At 72.1% G+C, this 19,935-nt stretch carries 20 protein-coding genes and 1 tRNA gene; 5 read left to right on the top strand and 16 right to left on the bottom strand.

All coding sequences use genetic code 11. The annotated features are described in order from the left end of the window. Positions 1 to 45: 45 nt before the first annotated feature. A complete protein-coding gene (locus ACFY04_RS32390) occupies positions 46 to 702 on the top strand; it encodes an SDR family oxidoreductase (protein WP_389122258.1) in 657 nt (218 codons plus the stop codon). A 66-nt stretch (positions 703 to 768) separates the two neighbouring features. Here ACFY04_RS32390 and ACFY04_RS32385 read toward each other — a convergent pair whose 3' ends face one another. The 3 genes from ACFY04_RS32385 to ACFY04_RS32375 form a co-directional block, all read right to left on the bottom strand. Beyond that, positions 769 to 1,191, bottom strand: coding sequence for a DUF3574 domain-containing protein (locus tag ACFY04_RS32385; protein WP_389122255.1), 423 nt, complete (start codon positions 1,189 to 1,191; stop codon positions 769 to 771). A gap of 169 nt (positions 1,192 to 1,360) precedes the next feature. After that, complete coding sequence (locus ACFY04_RS32380) at positions 1,361 to 2,326, bottom strand: hypothetical protein (RefSeq protein WP_389122253.1); 966 nt, start codon at positions 2,324 to 2,326, stop codon at positions 1,361 to 1,363. A gap of 273 nt (positions 2,327 to 2,599) precedes the next feature. Next, positions 2,600 to 2,681: transfer RNA gene (locus tag ACFY04_RS32375), tRNA-Tyr, on the bottom strand. A gap of 200 nt (positions 2,682 to 2,881) precedes the next feature. On the opposite strand from ACFY04_RS32375, the gene ACFY04_RS32370 reads away from it, so the two are divergent. The 3 genes from ACFY04_RS32370 (at position 2,882) to ACFY04_RS32360 (ending at position 6,256) form a co-directional block, all read left to right on the top strand. Continuing rightward, positions 2,882 to 3,370 carry a YajQ family cyclic di-GMP-binding protein gene (locus ACFY04_RS32370; RefSeq protein ID WP_030009008.1) on the top strand — a complete coding sequence of 163 codons (489 nt, stop codon included), beginning with the start codon at positions 2,882 to 2,884 and terminating at the stop codon, positions 3,368 to 3,370. 204 nt (positions 3,371 to 3,574) lie between these two features. Beyond that, on the top strand, positions 3,575 to 5,002 hold the full coding sequence (locus ACFY04_RS32365; RefSeq protein ID WP_389122251.1) for a SulP family inorganic anion transporter: 1,428 nt from the start codon (positions 3,575 to 3,577) through the stop codon (positions 5,000 to 5,002). An 18-nt stretch (positions 5,003 to 5,020) separates the two neighbouring features. After that, a complete protein-coding gene (locus tag ACFY04_RS32360) occupies positions 5,021 to 6,256 on the top strand; it encodes an APC family permease (protein WP_389122248.1) in 1,236 nt (411 codons plus the stop codon). Here the strand turns inward: ACFY04_RS32360 and ACFY04_RS32355 are convergent. The 13 genes from ACFY04_RS32355 to ACFY04_RS32295 all read right to left on the bottom strand — a co-directional run bounded on the left by ACFY04_RS32355 (position 6,240) and on the right by ACFY04_RS32295 (position 18,376). After that, on the bottom strand, positions 6,240 to 6,773 hold the full coding sequence (locus tag ACFY04_RS32355; protein WP_389122246.1) for an SMI1/KNR4 family protein: 534 nt from the start codon (positions 6,771 to 6,773) through the stop codon (positions 6,240 to 6,242). The genes ACFY04_RS32360 and ACFY04_RS32355 overlap by 17 nt on opposite strands. A gap of 120 nt (positions 6,774 to 6,893) precedes the next feature. Beyond that, the gene (locus ACFY04_RS32350) at positions 6,894 to 7,286 is read right to left on the bottom strand and encodes a YccF domain-containing protein (protein ID WP_030009012.1); all 393 of its coding nucleotides are present in this window, start codon (positions 7,284 to 7,286) and stop codon (positions 6,894 to 6,896) included. Continuing rightward, positions 7,283 to 8,146, bottom strand: coding sequence for a zinc metalloprotease HtpX (gene htpX, locus ACFY04_RS32345; RefSeq protein ID WP_389122288.1), 864 nt, complete (start codon positions 8,144 to 8,146; stop codon positions 7,283 to 7,285). Before htpX ends, ACFY04_RS32350 begins: the two co-directional genes overlap by 4 nt. A gap of 201 nt (positions 8,147 to 8,347) precedes the next feature. Continuing rightward, complete coding sequence (locus ACFY04_RS32340) at positions 8,348 to 9,880, bottom strand: NADH-quinone oxidoreductase subunit N (RefSeq protein WP_389122243.1); 1,533 nt, start codon at positions 9,878 to 9,880, stop codon at positions 8,348 to 8,350. After that, positions 9,877 to 11,430: a NuoM family protein gene (locus ACFY04_RS32335; protein WP_389122286.1), complete on the bottom strand. Its 1,554-nt coding sequence runs from the start codon at positions 11,428 to 11,430 to the stop codon at positions 9,877 to 9,879. Before ACFY04_RS32335 ends, ACFY04_RS32340 begins: the two co-directional genes overlap by 4 nt. A gap of 38 nt (positions 11,431 to 11,468) precedes the next feature. Further along, positions 11,469 to 13,496 carry an NADH-quinone oxidoreductase subunit L gene (locus ACFY04_RS32330; protein ID WP_389122241.1) on the bottom strand — a complete coding sequence of 676 codons (2,028 nt, stop codon included), beginning with the start codon at positions 13,494 to 13,496 and terminating at the stop codon, positions 11,469 to 11,471. After that, positions 13,493 to 13,840 (bottom strand): NADH-quinone oxidoreductase subunit NuoK, encoded by a 348-nt coding sequence (gene nuoK / locus ACFY04_RS32325; RefSeq protein WP_389122238.1) that lies wholly within the window; start codon positions 13,838 to 13,840, stop codon positions 13,493 to 13,495. Before nuoK ends, ACFY04_RS32330 begins: the two co-directional genes overlap by 4 nt. Continuing rightward, positions 13,840 to 14,448 (bottom strand): NADH-quinone oxidoreductase subunit J, encoded by a 609-nt coding sequence (locus tag ACFY04_RS32320; RefSeq protein WP_389122236.1) that lies wholly within the window; start codon positions 14,446 to 14,448, stop codon positions 13,840 to 13,842. Before ACFY04_RS32320 ends, nuoK begins: the two co-directional genes overlap by 1 nt. Then, the gene (locus ACFY04_RS32315; protein WP_389122233.1) at positions 14,445 to 15,050 is read right to left on the bottom strand and encodes a NuoI/complex I 23 kDa subunit family protein; all 606 of its coding nucleotides are present in this window, start codon (positions 15,048 to 15,050) and stop codon (positions 14,445 to 14,447) included. Before ACFY04_RS32315 ends, ACFY04_RS32320 begins: the two co-directional genes overlap by 4 nt. Next, positions 15,050 to 16,015 (bottom strand): NADH-quinone oxidoreductase subunit H, encoded by a 966-nt coding sequence (locus ACFY04_RS32310; RefSeq protein ID WP_389122230.1) that lies wholly within the window; start codon positions 16,013 to 16,015, stop codon positions 15,050 to 15,052. Before ACFY04_RS32310 ends, ACFY04_RS32315 begins: the two co-directional genes overlap by 1 nt. After that, positions 16,012 to 17,373, bottom strand: a complete 1,362-nt coding sequence (locus tag ACFY04_RS32305) for an NADH-quinone oxidoreductase subunit C (RefSeq protein WP_389122228.1) — start codon at positions 17,371 to 17,373, stop codon at positions 16,012 to 16,014. Before ACFY04_RS32305 ends, ACFY04_RS32310 begins: the two co-directional genes overlap by 4 nt. Beyond that, complete coding sequence (locus ACFY04_RS32300) at positions 17,370 to 17,978, bottom strand: NADH-quinone oxidoreductase subunit B (protein ID WP_189733430.1); 609 nt, start codon at positions 17,976 to 17,978, stop codon at positions 17,370 to 17,372. The genes ACFY04_RS32305 and ACFY04_RS32300 overlap by 4 nt, the downstream gene beginning before the upstream one ends. Beyond that, positions 17,969 to 18,376 (bottom strand): NADH-quinone oxidoreductase subunit A, encoded by a 408-nt coding sequence (locus tag ACFY04_RS32295; protein WP_030012240.1) that lies wholly within the window; start codon positions 18,374 to 18,376, stop codon positions 17,969 to 17,971. The genes ACFY04_RS32300 and ACFY04_RS32295 overlap by 10 nt, the downstream gene beginning before the upstream one ends. 147 nt (positions 18,377 to 18,523) lie before the next feature. Between ACFY04_RS32295 and ACFY04_RS32290 the strand changes: the two genes are divergently transcribed. After that, on the top strand, positions 18,524 to 19,738 hold the full coding sequence (locus ACFY04_RS32290) for a sensor histidine kinase (RefSeq protein ID WP_389122225.1): 1,215 nt from the start codon (positions 18,524 to 18,526) through the stop codon (positions 19,736 to 19,738). Positions 19,739 to 19,935: the final 197 nt, after the last annotated feature.

Genomic DNA, 19,935 nt, shown 5'->3' with positions numbered 1-19,935 from the left:
GTCCGCTCGCGGGCGTCGGCGCCCGGCTCGTCGTACGGTCGGGTCATGCGCATCGTCATCGCGGGTGGACACGGTCAGATCGCGCTGCGGCTGGAGCGCCTGCTCGCCGCGCGCGGGTACGAGGTCGCGGGCATCGTCCGCGACCCGGCACAGGGCGACGACCTGAGGCAGGCGGGCGCCGAGCCGGTGCTCTGCGATCTGGAATCGGCCTCGGTGGAGCACGTGGCGGGGATTCTGCAGGGCGCGGACGTGGCGGTGTTCGCGGCCGGTGCGGGCCCCGGCAGCGGGATTGGGCGGAAGGACACCGTGGACCGGGGCGCGGCCGTGCTGTTCGCCGACGCCGCCGAACGGGCCCGCGTACGGCGCTTCCTGATGGTCTCTTCGATGGGCGCGGACGCGCACCACGGGGGCGACGAGGTCTTCGACGCGTACCTGCGGGCCAAGGGCGATGCCGATGACCACGTACGGACCCGGCTGGGCCTGGAGTGGACCGTCCTGCGCCCTGGTTCGCTGATCGACGACGCCGGGACGGGCCTGGTGCGTCTGGAGGCGCAGACGGGCCGCGGGGCCGTCCCGCGCGACGACGTGGCGGCGGTGCTGGCCGAGCTGATCGAGACGCCGGCGACGGCGGGCCTGACCCTGGAGCTGGTCTCCGGTTCTACGCCGGTACAGGTGGCCGTGAAGGACGTGGCGGGCAACTGAGTCCGAGGCCCCGGCAGTCCGGCGGCCCGGCAGTCACGCGCCCCGGCGGCCGGGCGGCCCGGCCGTTCAGAACCCGGCGCTGACCTTGTCGTCGGACCGGCCGACGGAGTCCTGCTGGTACCGGTCCTCGTACGCCTGCCGGATCCGCTCGATGCGCGTGCTGCGCTCGTCGGCCTCCTTCTCGGGGTAGAGCAGGACCACCTCGTAGGAGGTCTCGTGGACGATCTTGCCGTCCTGGCCGCGCCACTGGCCGTACCCGTCGTGGAGGGTCAGCCCCTCGGGGAAGGCGGGGGTGATCTCCAGGTCCAGGAACCGCATGAACTCGCGTTCCTCGACCGGGTCGCGGCCGTCGGCCCGCTGGGTGCCGAAGTACAGCCGGGTCTCCTGGTAGGGCTCCCCCACGTCCGTGTGGAGGGCCGCTCCCACCAGAGCCGGAATCCCTGCGCCGAGCAGGGCCATGAGCACCCCGCCGCCGACCTTCCCGCGCATGTCAGATGTCCATTTCACCCCTGGTGAACGAACAGGAGCCGCCGACGTTGCGGCCGTGGTCGGTGCGTCGTCGGGCGATGGCGGGCGACGGCGGGAAGCCCGCCCGTCCGTGGTGGCGGGCGGGACGGGCTTCCGGTCGGTGCTGTGGTGCGGCAGTGCGGAGGTGCGGCTACCAGTAGATGACCACGTAGCCGTCGCCGCCGTCCTTGCCACGGGAGCCGGAGTTGCCGATGGCCCGGTTGGTGCCGCCGCCGCGGCCGCCGTCGCCGCCCACGGCCGTGCCGTCCGGGAGCTGGACGATGCCGTCCGCGGTGCCGCCGCCGGTGCCGTCGGCGTTGCCCGGGTCACCGTTGCGGTTGACGCCGCCCGAGGAGCACGTTCCGCTGCCGCCCAGGCCGGGCGTGCCGGGCTCGCCGGGACCGCGGTCCGCGGCGCCGCCGCCCCCGCCGCCGGTGCCACCGGTGGCGGTGAGGAGCACGGTGTTGGTCGACGCCACGGTCAGCGACGTGGTGGTGCCCGCGGTGCCGGCGGTGCCGTTGGCACCCGGTGCGCCGCCGAGGCCGTTGGCGCCTCCGGTGCCGACGTCCACTCCGTAGTCGGCCAGGGGGGTGACCGGGATGACGCACCAGGTGAAGCCGCCGCCACCGCCGCCACCGCCGTGGCCACCGGTGTTGTTGCGCGCGGCGGCGGCACCGTCCGCGTCCGCGGTGCCATCGGCCCCTGTGGCCGGGGCGTTCGGGTTGTTCGGGTTGTTCGGGTTGCCACCGCCGCCACCGTTGTTGCGCGCGGAGCCGCCGCCACCGCCGCCGCCACCGCCGGCGCCCCATGCCTGGACGAACACCGACGTGACGCCCGGCGGCGGGGTGAAGGTGTTGTCCGAGGTGAACTGCCGCAGGCCGTGGATGACCAGGGGGGCGTGCTTCTTGTGCTTGTCGTGCTCCGACAGCGCGTGCTTCTTGCTGTCGGCGGGCTTCGTGTTCTGGTGACCCGCCGGCTTGGGCCCGTCCGCAGACGCGGCCGGAGCCAACGCGATCAACTGGCCGGTGAGGGCGGCCGCAGCGGCGATGGAGGCGAGCAGAACCCGGGAACGCCCCCGGGGCCGTTGAATCGTCGCCGACTGATGGTTCAGGTTCATGGCTTCCTTACCCGCCGGTGCCGAGGGCTGCCGCGGGATGCGATGGGAGGGGTGCGTGCGTCACGCGCCGCCCATCCGACCTGGCCACGGCCTCGCCGTGGCGATGGCACGGCCGGGGCTGTGACCCAGTCAGGTGAGTAGTTCATCTGACCGGAGCAATTTCGAGGAGCGGTCCCGCCCCGTGTCCGGGCCGCGGTCGCGGGCACGGTGGCCCGGGAACGAAAGAACCCCCGCTCACTGTGATTCCACAGATGAACGGGGGTTCCACTCGCGTGGCGGCGCCAGGGTTCGAACCTGGGTAGGCTGAGCCGGCAGATTTACAGTCTGCTCCCTTTGGCCACTCGGGCACACCGCCAAGATTTGCTGCCATTTTTTCCGCCTTGCGGCGGCGCTCCCTGGCAACGACGTAAACGATACCTGATGACCGGGGGTGCTTCACCACCGGATTGATCAGCGCTGCGGGTGGGCGCGGTGGCTAGGCTTTGCCGAGCGGGCCGGGCATGTCCGGCCGCGCCCTCCGGGGTGATCACAACCGATTTCAAGGAGCCACAGCACATGGCCGACTCCAGTTTCGACATCGTCTCGAAGGTCGAGCGGCAGGAGGTCGACAACGCCCTCAACCAGGCCGCCAAGGAGCTCTCGCAGCGCTACGACTTCAAGGGAACCGGCGCCACCATCGCCTGGTCCGGCGAGAAGATCCTGATGGAGGCGAACTCCGAGGAGCGCGTGAAGGCCGTCCTCGACGTCTTCGAGACCAAGCTGGTCAAGCGCGGGATCTCGCTGAAGGCGCTGGACGCCGGGGAGCCGCAGCTGTCCGGCAAGGAGTACAAGATCTTCGCCACGATCGAGGAGGGCATCTCCCAGGAGAACGCCAAGAAGGTCGCGAAGATCATCCGGGACGAGGGTCCCAAGGGCGTCAAGGCCCAGGTCCAGGGCGAGGAGCTGCGCGTCAGCTCCAAGAGCCGTGACGACCTCCAGGAGGTCCAGGCGCTGCTCAAGGGCAAGGACCTGGACTTCGCGATCCAGTTCGTGAACTACCGCTGACCCTGTTCCGCGACACCTGCGAGCTGCCCCACGCCGGCCCGGCGGTCTTCACCGACCGCCGGGCCGCGGCGGTTGTGAAAGGGGTGTGTGCGGGGCGTGTGCGGCGCACGCGCCACCGCTGACTTCTGTGGGCACTTGGGGCGCGATGAGTGCGCCCACCACGCTGGATGTCATCACATCACCGCGTGGCAGGGGGGTTCTCGCATGCCTTGGGCCGGCACGTTTCGTGATGACTTCGGGGCGTCCGTGGTCGTCGCGCTGGTCGCTCTACCCCTGTGCGTCGGGGTGGCGGTCGCCTCCGGAGTGCCGGCCGAGCTGGGGATCGTCACCGGGGTGGTCGGCGGGCTGGTCACCGGGTGGTTCCGCGGGAGCTCCCTCCAGGTGAGCGGGCCCGCGGCCGGTCTCACCGTACTCGTCTACGAGGCGGTGCAGGCCTACGGTCTGCCCGCGCTCGGGGTGCTGGTCCTGGCCGCCGGGGTGGTGCAGCTGGGCATGGGGATGCTGCGGCTCGGGCGGTGGTTCCGGGCGATCTCCGTCGCCGTCGTGCACGGGATGCTGGCCGGGATCGGGCTGGTGCTGATCTCCGGGCAGCTGTACGCCCTGGGCGGTGTGGAGGCTCCGGGGCAGACCCTGGCGAAGTTGCGCGGGGTGCACGAGCTCGGGGCGCAGGCCGACTTGGCCGCCGTGCTGCTCGGGGTCGGGACGATCGCCGCCGTGGTCGCCTGGCGCCGGGTGCCCGCCCGGCTGCGGATCGTGCCCGGGGCGCTCGTCGGGGTGGCTGCCGCCACCGCCGCGGCCGTCCTGCTGCGGCTGCCCGTCGAGAAGGTGCGGGTGACGGGCGTACTGGAGGCCGTGTCCCCGCCGGGCTGGGGCGACTTCGGGGTGCTGGCCTCGGTCGGCGCGGCCGGGACCGTGGTCGCGCTGGCGCTGATCGCCTCCGCCGAGACGCTGTTCAGCGCGGCCGCCGTGGACCGCATGCACGACGGGCCGAGGACGGAGTACGACAAGGAACTCATCGCCCAGGGCGTGGGCAACAGTGTGTGCGGGCTGCTCGGCGCGCTGCCGATGACCGCGGTCATCGTGCGCAGCGCCGCCAATGTGGAGGCCGGGGCGCGGACCCGCGCGGCCAGGGTGCTGCACGGTGGCTGGCTGCTGCTCTTCGCGGTGGCGTTTCCCCGCCTTCTGGAGAGCGTGCCGCTGGCCGCGCTGGCCGGGGTGCTGCTGCACGCGGGCTGGAAGCTGCTGCCGGCCAGGGCGGTGGCCGCGTTGTGGCGGACGCACCGGGGCGAGGCGGTGGTGCTGGTGGTCACGGCCTCGGCGATCGTGGTCACCAATCTCTTCGAGGGGGTGCTGATCGGGCTGGGGCTCGCCGTCGCCAAGGCGGCCTGGGAGACCTCCCACGTGCACATCGAGGAGGTGTGGGAGGACGAGGAGCTGTGCGTGCAGGTCTTGGGGAACGCCAGTTTCCTGCGGCTTCCCAAGCTGCTCGACGCCCTGGACGCGCTGCCGCACGGGCAGCCGGTGCGGCTGGATCTGAGCGGGCTGCGCCACCTGGACCACGCCTGTCTGACCGCTCTGGAGGGCTGGGAGCGCACGCGGGCGCCACTGACCGGCCGGGAGGGCGTCATCTAGCGGGGTTACCCTCCGCCCGTGGAAAACGAGTTGAAGCGCACTCTGGGGGTGTCCGACGCCGTCGTCGTCGGACTCGGCGCGATGGTGGGCGCCGGTATCTTCGCCGCCCTGGCTCCCGCGGCGCAGGCGGCGGGTGGCGCCCTGCTCGCCGCTCTGGGCGTGGCGGGTCTCGTGGCCTACTGCAACGCCCACTCCTCGGCGCGGCTGGCCGCCCGCTACCCGGCCTCCGGCGGCACGTACGTCTACGGGCGCGAGCGGCTCGGGCCCTTCTGGGGATATCTGGCCGGCTGGGGATTCGTGATCGGCAAGACCGCGTCCTGCGCGGCCATGGCCCTGACGGTGGGGGCGTACCTGTGGCCGGGGCAGCAGCACGCCGTGGCCGTCGCTGCGGTGGTGGCGCTGACGGCCTCGAGCTACGGCGGCGTGCAGAAGTCGGCCCGCATCGCCCGGCTGATCGTGGCGGCGGTGCTGTCGGTGCTGGCCGGGGTGGTCGTGGTGTGCCTGTCCTCCGGGGCGGCCGACCCGGGACGGCTGGGCGGATCCGACCGGGGTGTCTTCGGCCTGTTGCAGGGTGCGGGTCTGCTGTTCTTCGCCTTCGCCGGCTACGCCCGGATCACCACCCTGGGTGAGGAGGTGCGCGACCCGGAACGGACGATCCCGCGGGCGGTGCCGATCGCGCTGGGGATCGCGCTGCTCGTGTACGCCGCGGTGGCGGTGGCGGCGCTGTCGGTGCTCGGTGCGGAGGGGCTGGCGCAGTCGTCGGCCCCGCTCGCCGACGCGGTGCGGGCGGCCGGGCGGCCCGGACTGGCCCCGGTGGTCCGGGTGGGCGCGGCCCTGGCCGCGCTGGGCTCGCTGCTGGCGCTCGTGCTCGGGGTTTCGCGGACGGTCCTGGCGATGGCCCGGGACGGGCATCTGCCGCGCGCCCTGGCGGCCGTACATCCCCGGCATCAGGTGCCGCACCATGCGGAGCTGGCAGTGGGTGCGGTCGTCGCGGTGCTGGCGGCCACCGCCGATCTGCGGGGCGCGATCGGTTTCTCCTCCTTCGGGGTGCTCGCCTACTACGCGATCGCGAACGCCTCCGCGTGGACTCTCGATTCAGCTGTCAAGGATCGGGCCGTGGCAGTGGCCGGGCTGTCCGGCTGTGTGGTGCTGGCGTGTGCGCTGCCCCTCGCGTCGGTGGCCTGGGGGGCGGCGGTGCTGGCGGTGGGCGTCCTGGTCTACGGGGTGCGGGGGCGGCTCAGATCCGGGATCTGAATCCGTCCCAGGGCGTCGGCTCCAGGTCGTACTCCTCCCCCGCCGGCGACTCGTCGCAGTACCAGGCGGTGCCGTCGAGCCAGCCGCGCAGCCAGCCGGCCAGGCTCGGGGTGTCGATGGACCAGGCGAGCTCCGGCTCCCCCGGATTCGGGTCGAACAGCAGGACCTGGGCGGCGTCGGACCGGCAGTCCACGCAGGCGTCCATTCCGCAGCCGAAGTCGGCCACGGGCAGTACGCCTTCGGGCCAGCGCCACCCGGAGGACCGCCGTTCCTCGTACGCGAGGACTGTCTGACGCAGCGACAGCAGCCCCTGGCCGGGGCCGAACCCGCCGTCGCCGACGCGTGTGTAGAGCGAGGCGAGCAGGGGCGGCAGGGCGAAGCCGAGTATGACTTCGGCGCGGGTGATCGCCCCTGTGTCCAGCGGCTCCGGCAAGGTCCTTCCCTGCCGCTCGTACCTGCGTGCGGAGTTGCGCACGCGGTCCGTGACTTGCTCCAGCAACTGCTCGGTCTCGTTCATGCCTTCATGGTGACGCACCCCACCGACAGCCGCCCGGGCCTGTGGACAACTCCGCCCGCAGGCCGATCCGGTCGGCTTGCGGGCGGGTGTGTATCGGCGTCCACGACGCCGGCGGCCGGGTCAGCGCGAGGCGAACGGCGCGTCCGTCGGGACGATCTCGCGGCCCAGCGGGAGCAGGGAGAGCGGGACCATCTTGAAGTTGGCGATGCCGAACGGGATGCCGATGATCGTGATGCAGAGCGCGATGCCCGTGACGATGTGGCCGAGGGCGAGCCACCAGCCCGCCAGGACCAGCCACAGGACGTTGCCGATGCAGGACGGGGCGCCCGCGTCGTGGCGCTCGACCGTGGTGTAGCCGAAGGGCCAGAGGGCGTAGACGGCGATGCGGAAGGCGGCGATGCCGAACGGGATACCGATGATGGTGATGCAGAGCAGCACGCCCGCGAGGAGGTAGCCCAGGAACAGCCAGATGCCGCTGAGGATGAGCCAAATGATGTTGAGGATTGTCTTCATTGGCGGCGGCCTGCCATCTGTTCGAGCCGGGCGATGCGCTCGGCCATCGGAGGGTGTGTGGAGAACATCTTAGAAAGGCCCGCACCCGGACGGAACGGGTTGGCGATCATCATGTGACTCGCCGCCTCCAGCCGGGGTTCCGGGGGCAGCGGGAGCTGTTTGGTGCCCGCGTCGAGCTTGCGCAGGGCGCTGGCCAGGGCGAGCGGGTCCCCGGTGAGCTGGGCGCCGGAGGCGTCGGCCTCGTACTCGCGGGAGCGGCTGATGGCCAGCTGGATCACGGAGGCGGCCAGTGGGCCCAGGATCATGATCAGCAGCATGCCGAGGAGGCCGGGGCCCTCGTCGTCGTTCGACCGGCCGATCGGGATCAGCCAGGCGAAGTTGACCAGGAACAGGATCACCGAGGCGAGGGCGCCGGCCACCGAGGAGATCAGGATGTCGCGGTTGTAGACGTGGCTGAGCTCGTGGCCGATGACCCCGCGCAACTCGCGCTCGTCGAGGATGCGCAGGATGCCCTCGGTGCAGCAGACCGCGGCGTTGCGCGGGTTGCGGCCGGTGGCGAAGGCGTTGGGGGCCTCGGTGGGTGAGATGTACAGGCGTGGCATGGGCTGGCGCGCGGACGTGGAGAGCTCGCGCACCATGCGGTAGAGCTGGGGAGCCTCGAACTCGCTCACGGGGCGGGCGCGCATCGCGCGTAGAGCCAGCTTGTCGCTGTTCCAGTACGCGTAGGCGTTCGTCCCGAGGGCGACGAGGACGGCGATGATCAGGCCGCCCCGTCCGAAGAAGCTTCCGATGAGGATGATGAGTGCGGACAGCCCGCCGAGGAGTACGGCGGTCTTCAGCCCGTTGTGCCGGCGGTGCACGGTACGCCCTCCAGGTGGTGCGGCAGGGGAGCCCGTCATGGATTTGAGGGTCTACGGTCCAGTGGACCCTCCCTTCCTGGTCAACGCGAGGTGAGGGCGTCTGGTTCCCAGGGCGCGGCGGGGCGGCCGCCCGCCGCCGCCCCTTCCCGTGGGGCGGCGGGGCAGCGGCGGGCGTTGCTCCGTACGGGTTACACGCGCCGGTTACTGCGCGAAGAGGCTGCCCGAGGTGACGCGCAGGATGAGTTCCGGGGCGCCCGAGACGACGACCGCCGTGATCGCGGTGACGACGATGGCCGCCGCCACCGGCCAGGGGGCGCGCGTACGGGTCTGCGCTCCCTCGGGGGTGCGGAAGAGCAGGGCCGTCCAGCGCAGGTAGTAGTACAGGGCGATGACGACGTTGATCGCCATGACCACGGCCAGCCAGCCCAGGCCCGCGTCGACCGCGGACTGGAAGACGGTGACCTTGGCGAAGAGCCCGATGATGCCCGGCGGCAGGCCCGCCAGGCAGAGCAGGAAGAAGCCCAGGGAGAGGGCGGCCAGCGGGCGCTCGGCGTAGAGCCCGCGGTAGTCGCTGATCCGGTGGAGCGGCTTGGTGCGGGCGACCAGGGCGGCCACGGCGAAGGCACCGAGGTTCACGACGGCGTACATGAGGGCGTAGGCGACGGTGGAGCCGATCTGGTCGCGCCCGGAGTACGCGGCCGCGGCGATCGGGACCAGCAGGTATCCGGCCTGGCCGACCGATGACCAGGCGAGCAGCCGTACGGCGCTGTTCGGGCGGTCCGGGGACTGCCGCAGGGCGGCGGCGTTGCCCAGGGTCATGGTGAGTGCGGCGAGGACGGCCAGGGCCGGGCCCCAGATGTCGGAGTACGCCGGGAAGGCGATCACCGTGACGAGGATGAGGCCGGTGAAGCCGACGGCCTTGCCGATCACCGAGAGGTAGCCGGCGATGGGCAGGGGGGCGCCGACGTAGGTGTCGGGGACCCAGAAGTGGAAGGGGACGGCCGCGGTCTTGAAGGCGAAGCCGACGAGGGTGAGCGCGACACCGGCCACGGCGAGGGTGTCGAGCTGCCCGGGGACGTCTTCGAGACGGTCGGCGACCTGGGTGAGGTGCAGGGAGCCGGTGGCGGCGTAGACGAAGCTGACGCCCATCAGCGACACGGCGGTGGCGGTGACGGAGGACAGGAAGAACTTCAGGGCGGCCTCGGAGGAGAGCCGGTCGCCGCGGCGCATGCCGACGAGGGCGAAGGCGGGCAGCGAGGCGACTTCGAGCGCGACGATCAGGGTGGCGAGGTCGCGGGAGGCGGGCAGCAGGGCCGCGCCGGCGGCGGAGGAGAGCAGCAGGAACCAGTACTCGCCGGCCGGCATGCGGGTGTCGCGGACGGCGGTGACCGACACCAGGGCGGTGACCAGGGCGCCGGCCAGCACCAGGAACTGGATGACGAGTGTGAAGCGGTCGGCGACGTAGCTGCAGGCCGCCGGGTCGCCGGTGAGGCAGAAGGTGGCGCGGTCACCGGCGCGCAGGGGCAGCAGGGTGGCGGTCGCGGCGGCGAGGCCGGCGACCGAGATCCAGCCGAGGACCGGCTTGTGGCGCTCGGCGAGGAACAGGTCGGCGACGAGGACGGCCAGGCCGACGACGGCGGTGATCAGCACGGGTGCGATGGCGAGCCAGTCGACGGACTGGACCAGGCTCGGGGCCTCGGCGGAGAGGACCGTCAGGGTCGTCATGGCCGTCATGAGTTGCCTCCTGCGAGGAGCTTCTGGACGGCCGGGTCGGTGAGGCCGAGGAGGACCGCGGGCCACAGGCCGGCGAGGACGGTGAGGGCGACGAGCGGGGTCCAGGCGGCGAACTCGTAGCGCTGGATGTCCGCGACGGCGAGCTCGGGACCGGCTTTCGGGTCTCCCATGCAGACGCGCCTTACGACGATCAGGAGGTAGGCGGCGGTGAGCAGGGTGCCGAGCGCGCCGACGGCCACGTACGTGAGGAACGCGGGGCGGGAGAGGCCCTCGGCGGGGTCGAAGGCGCCGAAGAGGGCCAGCATCTCGCCCCAGAAGCCGGCCAGGCCCGGCAGGCCCAGGGAGGCGACGGCGGCGAAGGCGAGGAATGCGCCGAAGCGGGGGGCGCGGCCGTAGAGGGCGGCGCCGGTGGCTCCGGCGAGGGTGTCGAGGTCGGCGGTGCCGTAGCGGTCCTTGAGGGCGCCGACCATGAAGAAGAGGAGGCCGGTGATCAGGCCGTGGGCGATGTTGGCGAAGAGCGCGCCGTTGACGCCGGTGGGGGTCATGCTCGCGATGCCGAGGAGGACGAAGCCCATGTGGCCGACGGAGGAGTAGGCGATGAGGCGCTTGAGGTCGCCCTTGTTCCCCTTGCGGGCCAGCGCGAGGCAGGCGAGCGATCCGTAGACGATGCCGACGGCGGCGAAGGCGCCCAGGTAGGGGGCGAAGGTGGCCATGCCGTCGGGGGTGATGGGGAGCAGGATGCGGACGAACCCGTACGTGCCCATCTTGAGCAGGACGCCGGCCAGCAGGACGGATCCGACGGTGGGCGCGGCGGTGTGGGCGTCCGGCAGCCAGCTGTGCAGCGGCCACATCGGGGTCTTCACGGCGAGGCCGATACCGATGGCGAGAACGGCCAGGAGCTGGGTGGTGTGGGACAGTTCGCGGCCATTGTCAGAGGCCAGTGTCACCATGTCGAAAGTGCCGCTGTTCAGTCCGATCAGGAGCAGACCGAGCAGCATCACAACGGAGCCGAGGAGCGTGTAGAGGATGAACTTCCAGGCGGCGGCCTGCCGCTGAGCACCGCCCCAGCGGGCGATGAGGAAGTACATCGGGATGAGGACCATCTCGAAGGCGAGGAAGAAGAGCAGCAGGTCGAGGACGGCGAAGGTCGCGAGGGTGCCGGACTCCAGGACGAGGAGCAGTGCGACGAAGGCCTTCGGGGAGGGGCCTGCGGGGAGCTTGAAGTAGCTGTAGAGCGCGCAGAGGAAGAACAGCAGCGCGGTCATCAGGAGGAGGGGGAGCGAGATGCCGTCGACGCCGAGGTGGATCCGGACGTTCAGCGCCTGGATCCAGCTGATGTCCGTCGTCGCCTGGATGCGGGACGGGGTGTCGTGGTCGAAGCCCAGGGTGAGGGCGATGGCCGCGGCGAGGATCACGCCGGTCACGGTCACGCCGTGGCGGAGCACGGCCTGTTCGGGGCTCTTGCCCTTGAGGCCGGGCGGGGCCGGCAGGAGCGCCGCGGCGGAGCCGAGGAGCGGTGCGGCCACGATGAACGCCAGAAGGAACTGCATCACGGACGGGCTGATATCAATCACGGCTGACTCACGGCTCACGATCCGGCGTTGACGTTGGCGAGGACGGCGGTGGCGATCGCCAGGACCACGGCGCCGGCGAGCAGGGCGCTCAGGTAGCTCTGCACGTTGCCGGTCTGGGCACGGCGTACGAGGCTGCCGAGCAGCTGGGTGCCGGTGCCCGCGCCGCGGACGTACGTGTCCACGACCTCGCGGTCGAGGAAGCGGACGAGGCTCGCGGCGGCCTGGACGGGCCGGACGAACAGCCGGTCGTAGACGGCGTCGAGGTGGAAGCCGACGGCCGCGTGGCGGTGCAGCGGGCCGAGGAACGCCTTGCCGGGGTCGGCGGCGGGGCCGGCCGGGACGGCGGGGTGATCGTGGGTCACCTCGGCCACCTCGGGGGCTTCCGCGGCGGATTCGGCGGCGGCAGCGGCAGCGGCGGTGGGCACTCCGGCTGCGGCACCGTCTCCGGGGCCGGCGGCGGTCGCGAGGACGGCCTTGGCCGAGGCGCGCTGCCAGAGGGCGTAGGTGAGCATCGCGCCGATGGCCGCGGCGCCCGTGCCGAGGACCGAGGTGACGAGCGTCGGGGTGAGTTCCCCGCCGTCGAACCAGTCGGAGATGGGGCCGGCCGCGAGGCCGAAGCCGATCGACGGGATCGCCAGCAGCCACAGCACGCCGGTCATGGCGAGGGGCTCCTTGCCGTGGTCGGGGGCGGCAGCGCCCCGGCCGCGGAAGGCCATCAGCCACAGCCGGGTGGCGTAGGCGGCGGTGAGCAGGGCGGTCAGCAGACCGGCGACGAGCACCAGCCAGCCGGCGGCGCTGGGCGCGAACTCCGAGTGGCCGGTCGCGGTGTGCTCGGCGGCGACGAGGACGGCTTCCTTGGAGAAGAAGCCTGCGAAGGGCGGGACCGCGGCGAGCGCGAGCAGCGCGATCGTCATCGTCCAGAAGGCGTCGGGGATGCGCTTGGCCAGGCCGTCCATCCGGGACATGACGCCCAGGGAGTTCGTACCGGCGGCGTGGATGATCACGCCGGCGCCGAGGAAGAGGAGCGCCTTGAAGGCGCCGTGGGACAGGAGGTGGAACACGGCGGCGCCGCGGTCACCGACGGCCAGGGCGCCGACCATGTAGCCGAGCTGACCGATCGTGGAGTAGGCGAGCACCCGCTTGATGTCGTCCTGGGCGATGGCGGCCAGGCCGGAGCCGACCATCGTGACGGCCGCCATCACGGCCATGACCACCAGCGCGGCCTGGGAGGCCGCGAAGACGGGCAGGAGGCGGGCGATGAAGTAGACACCGGCGGCGACCATGGTCGCGGCGTGGATCAGCGCCGAGACCGGGGTGGGGCCCGCCATGGCGTCGGGGAGCCAGGTGTGCAGGGGGAACTGCGCGGACTTGCCCGCGACACCGGCGAGCAGGAGCAGCGCGATCAGTGTCGGGTGGTCGAGTCCGCCCGCGGCGACGGTGCCCAGGATCTTCGGGATCTCGAACGAACCGGCGTCGGCGGCGAGCGCGAACAGGCCGATCAGGAAGGGGACGTCGCCGAGCTTGGTGACGAGGAAGGCCTTCAGGGAGGCGGAGCGGGCCGCTTCGGTCTCCCAGTAGTGGCCGACCAGGAAGTACGAGCAGATGCCCATGATCTCCCAGCCGACCAGCAGCACCATCAGGTCGCCGGAGTAGACGACGAGCAGCATGGCGGAGGTGAACAGTGAGACGAGAGCGGCATACGACGGGTAGCGCGGGTCCTCACGGAGGTACGCCGTCGAGTAGACCTGTACGCAGGTGGCGACCACCCCGACCAGGACGGCGACCAGTGCGGCGAAGCCGTCGATGTAGAGCGAGAGGTCGATCGGCACCGAGCCGGTCGGGGTCAGCTCGGTCGCGGCGCTGATCGTCTCGCCGCCGCCCTGGCGGATGGCGACGAGTACGGCCAGTACGGCGGCGCCGAGCGTCGGCAGGATCGCGAGCGGCCGGACGAACCCGGGTGCGCTGCGGCCGAGCAGCAGTCCCGCCACCGCGCCCAGGAAGGGGAGCAGCGGGACGAGGACGGCGAGGGTCGTGGTGCTCACGCGGTGACCTCGCTCTGGTTGTTCGCGGCGGGCTCGTAGCCCTCGGCGGTGTCGCGCAGCCGGTCGACGTCGGAGGTGCCCCGGTTGCGGTACACCATCAGCACGATCGCGAGGCCGATGCCGATCTCGGCGGCGGCGATCGCGATGGTGAAGAGGGTGAGGGCCTGGCCGGCGTGCAGGGCGTCGCGCAGCCAGACGTCGAAGGCCACCAGGTTGAGGTTGACGGCGTTGAGCATCAGCTCGACGGACATCAGGACCAGGATGGCGTTGCGGCGGGCGAGTACGCCGTACAGGCCCGTGCAGAAGAGGAGCGCCGCGAGTACGGCGGGGTAGGCGAGGTGCATCAGCGCCGGCCCTTCTTCTCGCCGGGGCCGGCCGGGGTGGCGGGGTCGGCGGGGTCGTTCCTGCGGGACAGCACGATGGCCCCGATCAGGGCTGCGAGGAGGAGGACGGAGAGCGCCTCGAACGGCAGCACCCAGTGCTGGAAGAGGATCTCGCCGGAGACCTTGGTGGAGCCCTGGACCGGTCCGTCGAGGTCGATCCAGGTGGTGCGGAAGGCGTCGACGACCACCCAGACCAGCGACACGGCCGCGACGACGGCGACGCCGAGCGCGATCCAGCGGTTGCCGGAGTCCGCGTCCGGGGAGCGGCCGATGGGGGCCTTGGTGAGCATCAGTCCGAAGAGGAGGAGGACGACCACGGAACCGAGGTAGATGAGGACCTGGACCCAGGCGATGAACTCGGCGGTCAGCAGCAGGTACTCGACGGCGATGCCGCCGAGCGCGACGACCAGCCACAGGGCGGCGTGCACCAGCTGCTTGGTGGTGACCGTGACGAGGGCCGCGCCGAGGGTGGCGAGTCCGACGAGGACGAAGGCGATCTCTACGCCGGTCGGGGAGAGGAAGCCGGGCCCGGTGGTGGCGGCTGCGGCCAGGGTGGCGGCGGGGCTCACGCGTCTCCCTCCGGGGTCGGGTCGGTCGGCGGTTCGGTCTCGGCCGCCTGGGCGGCGGCTCCGGCGGCGGCTGCCGCCGCGGCCGCGGCTTCGGCCTTCTCCACCGCCTTGCGGGCGGCGGCGATCTCCTTGGGCTCCTCGGCGGCCGGGTCCAGCGCGGGCGGCGCCGGGACGGTCCACATCCATTCGCGGAGCTTGTCGCGCTCGTGGGTCAGCTCGTGGATGTCGGTCTCCGCGTACTCGAACTCCGGCGACCAGAAGAGGGCGTCGAAGGGGCACACCTCGATGCAGATCCCGCAGTACATGCAGAGGGAGAAGTCGATGGCGAAGCGGTCGAGGACGTTGCGGCTGCGCTCGCGGCCACCGGGGGTGGACGCCGGGACCGTCTCCTTGTGGGAGTCGATGTAGATGCACCAGTCGGGGCATTCACGGGCGCAGAGCATGCAGACGGTGCAGTTCTCCTCGAACAGACCGATGACCCCGCGGGAGCGGGGCGGCAGTTCGGGCTGGACCTCGGGGTACTGGGCCGTGTGCGAGCGCTTCGTCATCGTGCGCAGCGTGACGGCCAGGCCCTTGGCCAGGCCGGATCCGGGGATGGGCATTACTGGATCGCCACCTTCACGATGCCGGTGAGCGCGATCTGGGCGAGCGCGAGCGGGATGAGTGTGGTCCAGGCGAGCTTCTGGAGCTGGTCCTCGCGCAGGCGCGGGTAGCTCACGCGGAGCCAGATCACGACGAAGGCGAGGATCGCGATCTTGAGCAGGGTCCAGACCCAGCCGAGGTCGTCGCCGAAGGGACCGTGCCAGCCGCCGAGGAACAGGACGGTGGTCAGGGCGCAGAGGACGACGATGCCGGCGTACTCGGCGAGGAGGAACAGGGCGAAGCGCAGGCCGGTGTACTCGGTGTACGCGCCGAAGATGATCTCGGAGTCGGCGACGGGCATGTCGAAGGGGGGCCGCTGCAGTTCGGCGAGGCCGGCGGTGAAGAAGACGAGTGCGCCGACGATCTGCCAGGGCAGCCACCACCACTCGAAGGCCTCGACGATCCCGGGGAGGGAGACCGTACCGGCCGCCATGGCGACGGAGGCGGCGGCGAGCAGCATCGGGAGCTCGTAGGCGAGCAGCTGGGCGGCCGTGCGCAGGCCGCCGAGCATGGAGAACTTGTTCGCGGAGGCCCAGCCGGCCATCAGGGAGCCGAGGACTCCGACACCCATGACGGCGAGCGCGAAGAACAGGCCCGCGTCGATGACCTGGCCGACGGCGCCCTCGCCCGGTCCGATGGGGATGGCCAGGAGGACCAGGAGGTACGGCAGCAGGGCGACGGCGGGGGCGAGCTGGAAGATCCGGCGGTCGGCGCCCGCCGGGACGATGTCTTCCTTCTGCGCGAACTTCACGCCGTCGGCGACGAGCTGGGCCCAGCCGTGGAAGCCGCCGGCGTACATGGGGCCGAGGCGGCCCTGCATGTGGGCCATCACCTTGTGCTCGGTCTGCCCGACGACGAGCGGGAGCACGAGGAAGACGGCGAAGACGACGATCAGCCGCAGGGCGACGTCGAGGACGTCGTTCACGCGTCGCCTCCGTTGTCGGGGTCGGGGGTGGGGTCGGTGGTGGGGCGGGTCCCGTCGCCCGCGGCGGGCCCGGCTTTCGGGTCGTCCTTCGGGTCGTCCTTCGGGTCGGCCTTGGGTTCGGCCTTCGGGTCGGCCTTGGGTCCGGCCTTAGGTTCGGCCTCCGGGGCCGGCTCGGGTCCGGCCTTCGGGGCCAGCTCGGGTCCAGCCTCCGGGGCCGGCTCGGGTCCGGCCTCCGGCTCTGCCTTGGGAGTCGGCCCGGGAGCCGGTTCCTCGAAGGCGGGCTTCGGGTCGTGCCAGGGGGCGTCCGAGCTGCGCGGTGCCGGGCGGCGTGGCGCGGCCGCCGCCTCCCCTGTCTCCGGGGCGGCGCCCGCGGCGGCTTCGTCCGGGGCCGGGGCCGGGGCCGGGGCCGGGGCCGGGGCCGGGGCCAGGGCCGGGGCCGGGGCCAGGGCCGGGGCCGGAGTCTGGCTCACCGAGCCGTCGGCGACGGAGCGGGTGCGGCGGGGCGGGCGCGGGGTGCTTTCCGCGGGCGTCTCGGTGATCGCGTCGGCCGGGGCCGACTGGCTTGCCGAGCCCTCCGACACCGAGCGGGTGCGGCGCGGCGGGCGGGGGGTGGACTCCCCGGTCGCCTCGGTGGCCGCGTCCGCCGGGGGCTGGGTGGCCGAGCCCTCGGTGACCGAGCGGGTACGGCGGACCGGGGCGCCCTCGCGCGGGGTGCGCGCGGCGGCGCCCGCCGCGCCGGCCGCACGCGGGGTGCGGGCCGGACGGGACGGGGCCGGCGGGAGCTGGCCCTTCATCGGGCCCCAGTCGTTGGGGTCCGGTACGCCCGGCGGGAGCATCTGGCGGCGCTTGGGCGCGTCCGGGTCGTGCGCCTCGCCGGGCTCCTTGGCACCGGGCCAGGCCTTGGCGACGCGCGCGGCCAGGACGAAGTCCTTGCGCAGCGGGTGGCCCTCGAAGTTCTCCGGCAGGAGGAGGGGGACGAGGTGCGGGTGGTCGGTGAAGATCACCCCGAACATCTCGAACGTCTCGCGCTCGTGCCATTCCGCCCCCGCGTAGACGGCGACCGCGGACGGCAGGGAGGGGGCGCTGTGCGGGACGGTCGTGCGCAGCAGCAGCCGGCGCACCCGGTGGTTCTCCAGCGACGCGACGTGCGCGCAGATCCGGAAGCCGGTGCCGGGCTCGTCCACCGCGCTCAGCCAGTCGAAGTACGTGCAGCCCAGCTTGTCCCGGGCGATTTCGAGGGCGGAGATCCAGCTGCCGACGGGCACGTCCACCGTGAGGACGTCGTACGAGAACTCGGCGACGGCCTCGGCCCCGAAGACCGTCGGCGCCGCGTCGGGAAGGGAGTCGTAGAGGTTCACGCGCCGGCCCCCTGCGCGGGTGCCGGCGGGGGCGTGACCAGGCCGCTCGTCAGCTGGGACACGGACGGCCCGGCCGCGTAACGCTCGGCCAGCGACTCGCGGGCGATCTTCTCCTGGAGCTTGAGGATGCCCTGGAGGAGGGCTTCGGGGCGCGGCGGGCAGCCCGGCACGTAGACGTCGACCGGGATGATCTGGTCGACGCCCTTCGTCACCGAGTACGAGTCCCAGTAGGGGCCGCCGCAGTTGGAGCAGGCGCCGAAGGAGATGACGTACTTCGGCTCCGGCATCTGCTCGTAGAGCCGCTTCACCGCCGGGGCCATCTTGTCCGTGACGGTGCCCGAGACGATCATGAGGTCTGCCTGGCGGGGGCCCGGCGCGAAGGGGATCACACCGAGCCGGATGAAGTCGTGCCGGGCCATGGACGCGGCGATGAACTCGATCGCGCAGCAGGCCAGGCCGAAGTTGAAGACCCACAGGCTGTACCGGCGGCCCCAGTTCAGGACCACCTTCATCGGTTCCGGGGCCAGGCGGGAGAGGACTCCGAGGCGCTTGGGCTCCGGGAGCAGCACGCCCTCGGTCGGCGTCACAGCCGGTGTCACGTCCATTCGAGGACGCCCTTCTTGTACGCATAGAGCAGGCCGACGGCCAGGAAGCCCAGGAAGATGAACATCTCGACCAGGGTCGTGGCGCCGTAACCGGCGGCGGCGAACACCGTCGCCCACGGGAACAGGAAGATCGAGTCGACGGCGAAGATGACGTAGAGGAACGCGTAGACGTAGTAGCGGACCTGGGTGTGCGCCCAGCCCTCGCCGACCGGGTCCACACCGCATTCGTAGGTCAGCAGCTTCTCGGGGGTCGGGACGACGGGCCGCAGCAGGCGGCCCGCGCCGAAGGCGACGGCCACGAAAAGCACACCGAGGGCGGCGAGCAGACCGACGACCGAATAACTCCGGAAGTAGTCCGCCGCGAGCACGGTTACGGTCGATACCGTCGGTTCAGGCACGTCCGTTCCTCGCTCCTCGGTCACTGTCGACGATCTGGTACGGACGGGAGTCTAGGGCCTGCCTCACACGGGGTGGGGTTATCCCCCGTTCACAGCACCCCGGCCACCCCATGGCATCAGCGGGTCGTACTTGACAGGGTGTGGCGCATGACCATGAGCCATGCCGTACCCGACAACGATCGGCCTCCCCCCGTACGCGCCGTCTTCAGCGCCGTGACGTGGAAGGAGATCGCCTATCTGGTGAGCAACCTGCCGTTGGCGATCGTCGGTTTTGTTTGCGCGGTTGTCATGGTTTCCACGGCCGGCGGTCTTTCCGTGACCGCGGTCGGAATTCCCCTGCTCGCGTGTGGTCTGTATCTGTCTCGGCAATTGGGACGGCTGGACCGGGCACGCGCCCGCGGGCTGCTGGGCGTACGGGTGGACGAGCCGACCCCGATCCCCGGTCCGAAGCGGACCGGCGGATTCTTCCCCTGGCTGTGGACGAGCATCAAGGACCCGGTCGGCTGGCGGACGGTGCTGTACCAGCTGATCCGGTTGCCGTGGGGAGTACTCACCTTCACGGTAGCGCTGACCGGCCTGTTCGTGCTGTGGCCGGTGCTTCCGTACCTGGTCCGGCTGATGGCGAACGTGGACCGGGCGATGGTACGGGGGCTGCTGTCGCCCTCCGACGACCTGGAGCGGCGGATCGCGGAGCTGGAATCCGACCGGGGGGTCGTGGTGGACACGGCGGCGGCCGACCTGCGGCGCATCGAACGGGATCTGCACGACGGGGCGCAGGCCCGGCTGGTGGCGCTGGCGATGGGGCTGGGCCTGGCGAAGGAGAAGCTGCTGGAGGACCCGGAGGGCGCGGCGGCGATGGTCGACGAGGCGCACGGGGAGGTGAAGCTGGCCCTCCAGGAGCTGCGGGACCTCGCGCGGGGGATCCACCCGGCCGTGCTGACGGACCGGGGGCTGGACGCGGCGCTGTCGTCGGTGGCGGCGCGGTGCGTGGTGCCGGTGAAGGTGGCGGTGGATCTGCCGGGGGATCCGTCGGCGGATCCGTCGGCTGCACGACTGGCGGCGCGGCCGGCGGAGGCGATCGAGGGGATCGCGTACTTCGTGGTGTCCGAGCTGCTGCAGAACGTGAGCAAGCACGCGGGGCCGGGGGCGCGGGGCGCGACGGTGGAGGTGTGGCGGGCGGGGACGAGGCTGATGATCCGGGTGTCGGACGACGGGCGGGGCGGTGCGAGTCCCTCCGGGGGGAGCGGGCTGGCGGGGCTCGCGGAGCGGTTGGGGGCGGTGGACGGGGTGCTGGTGGTGGACTCGCCCGTGGGGGTGGGGACCGTGGTCACGGCCGAGCTGCCGTGGCGGGACCGGGGGTAGGCCCCGGGCCCCTTGTCGTTGCTGGTGAGCGGGACTCCCGTCCGGGGTGGGCGGGGGTCCCGCTCGTATGTCCGCCGCCGTGCGCCTCGCCGGCGGGGCTGCGGGGATGGGCCGCGTCCCGTACGGGGTCCGCTGCGGCGCCGTTTCCCAGGGCTCCGCCCCGGACCCCGCGCCTCAAACGCCGGCGGGGCTGGATG

Source organism: Streptomyces sp. NPDC001549, from assembly GCF_042894025.1.
Classification (GTDB): domain Bacteria; phylum Actinomycetota; class Actinomycetes; order Streptomycetales; family Streptomycetaceae; genus Streptomyces; species Streptomyces kutzneri.
Note: the sequence above shows the minus strand (reverse complement) of the source record. Positions and strands in the feature narration are given on the sequence as shown.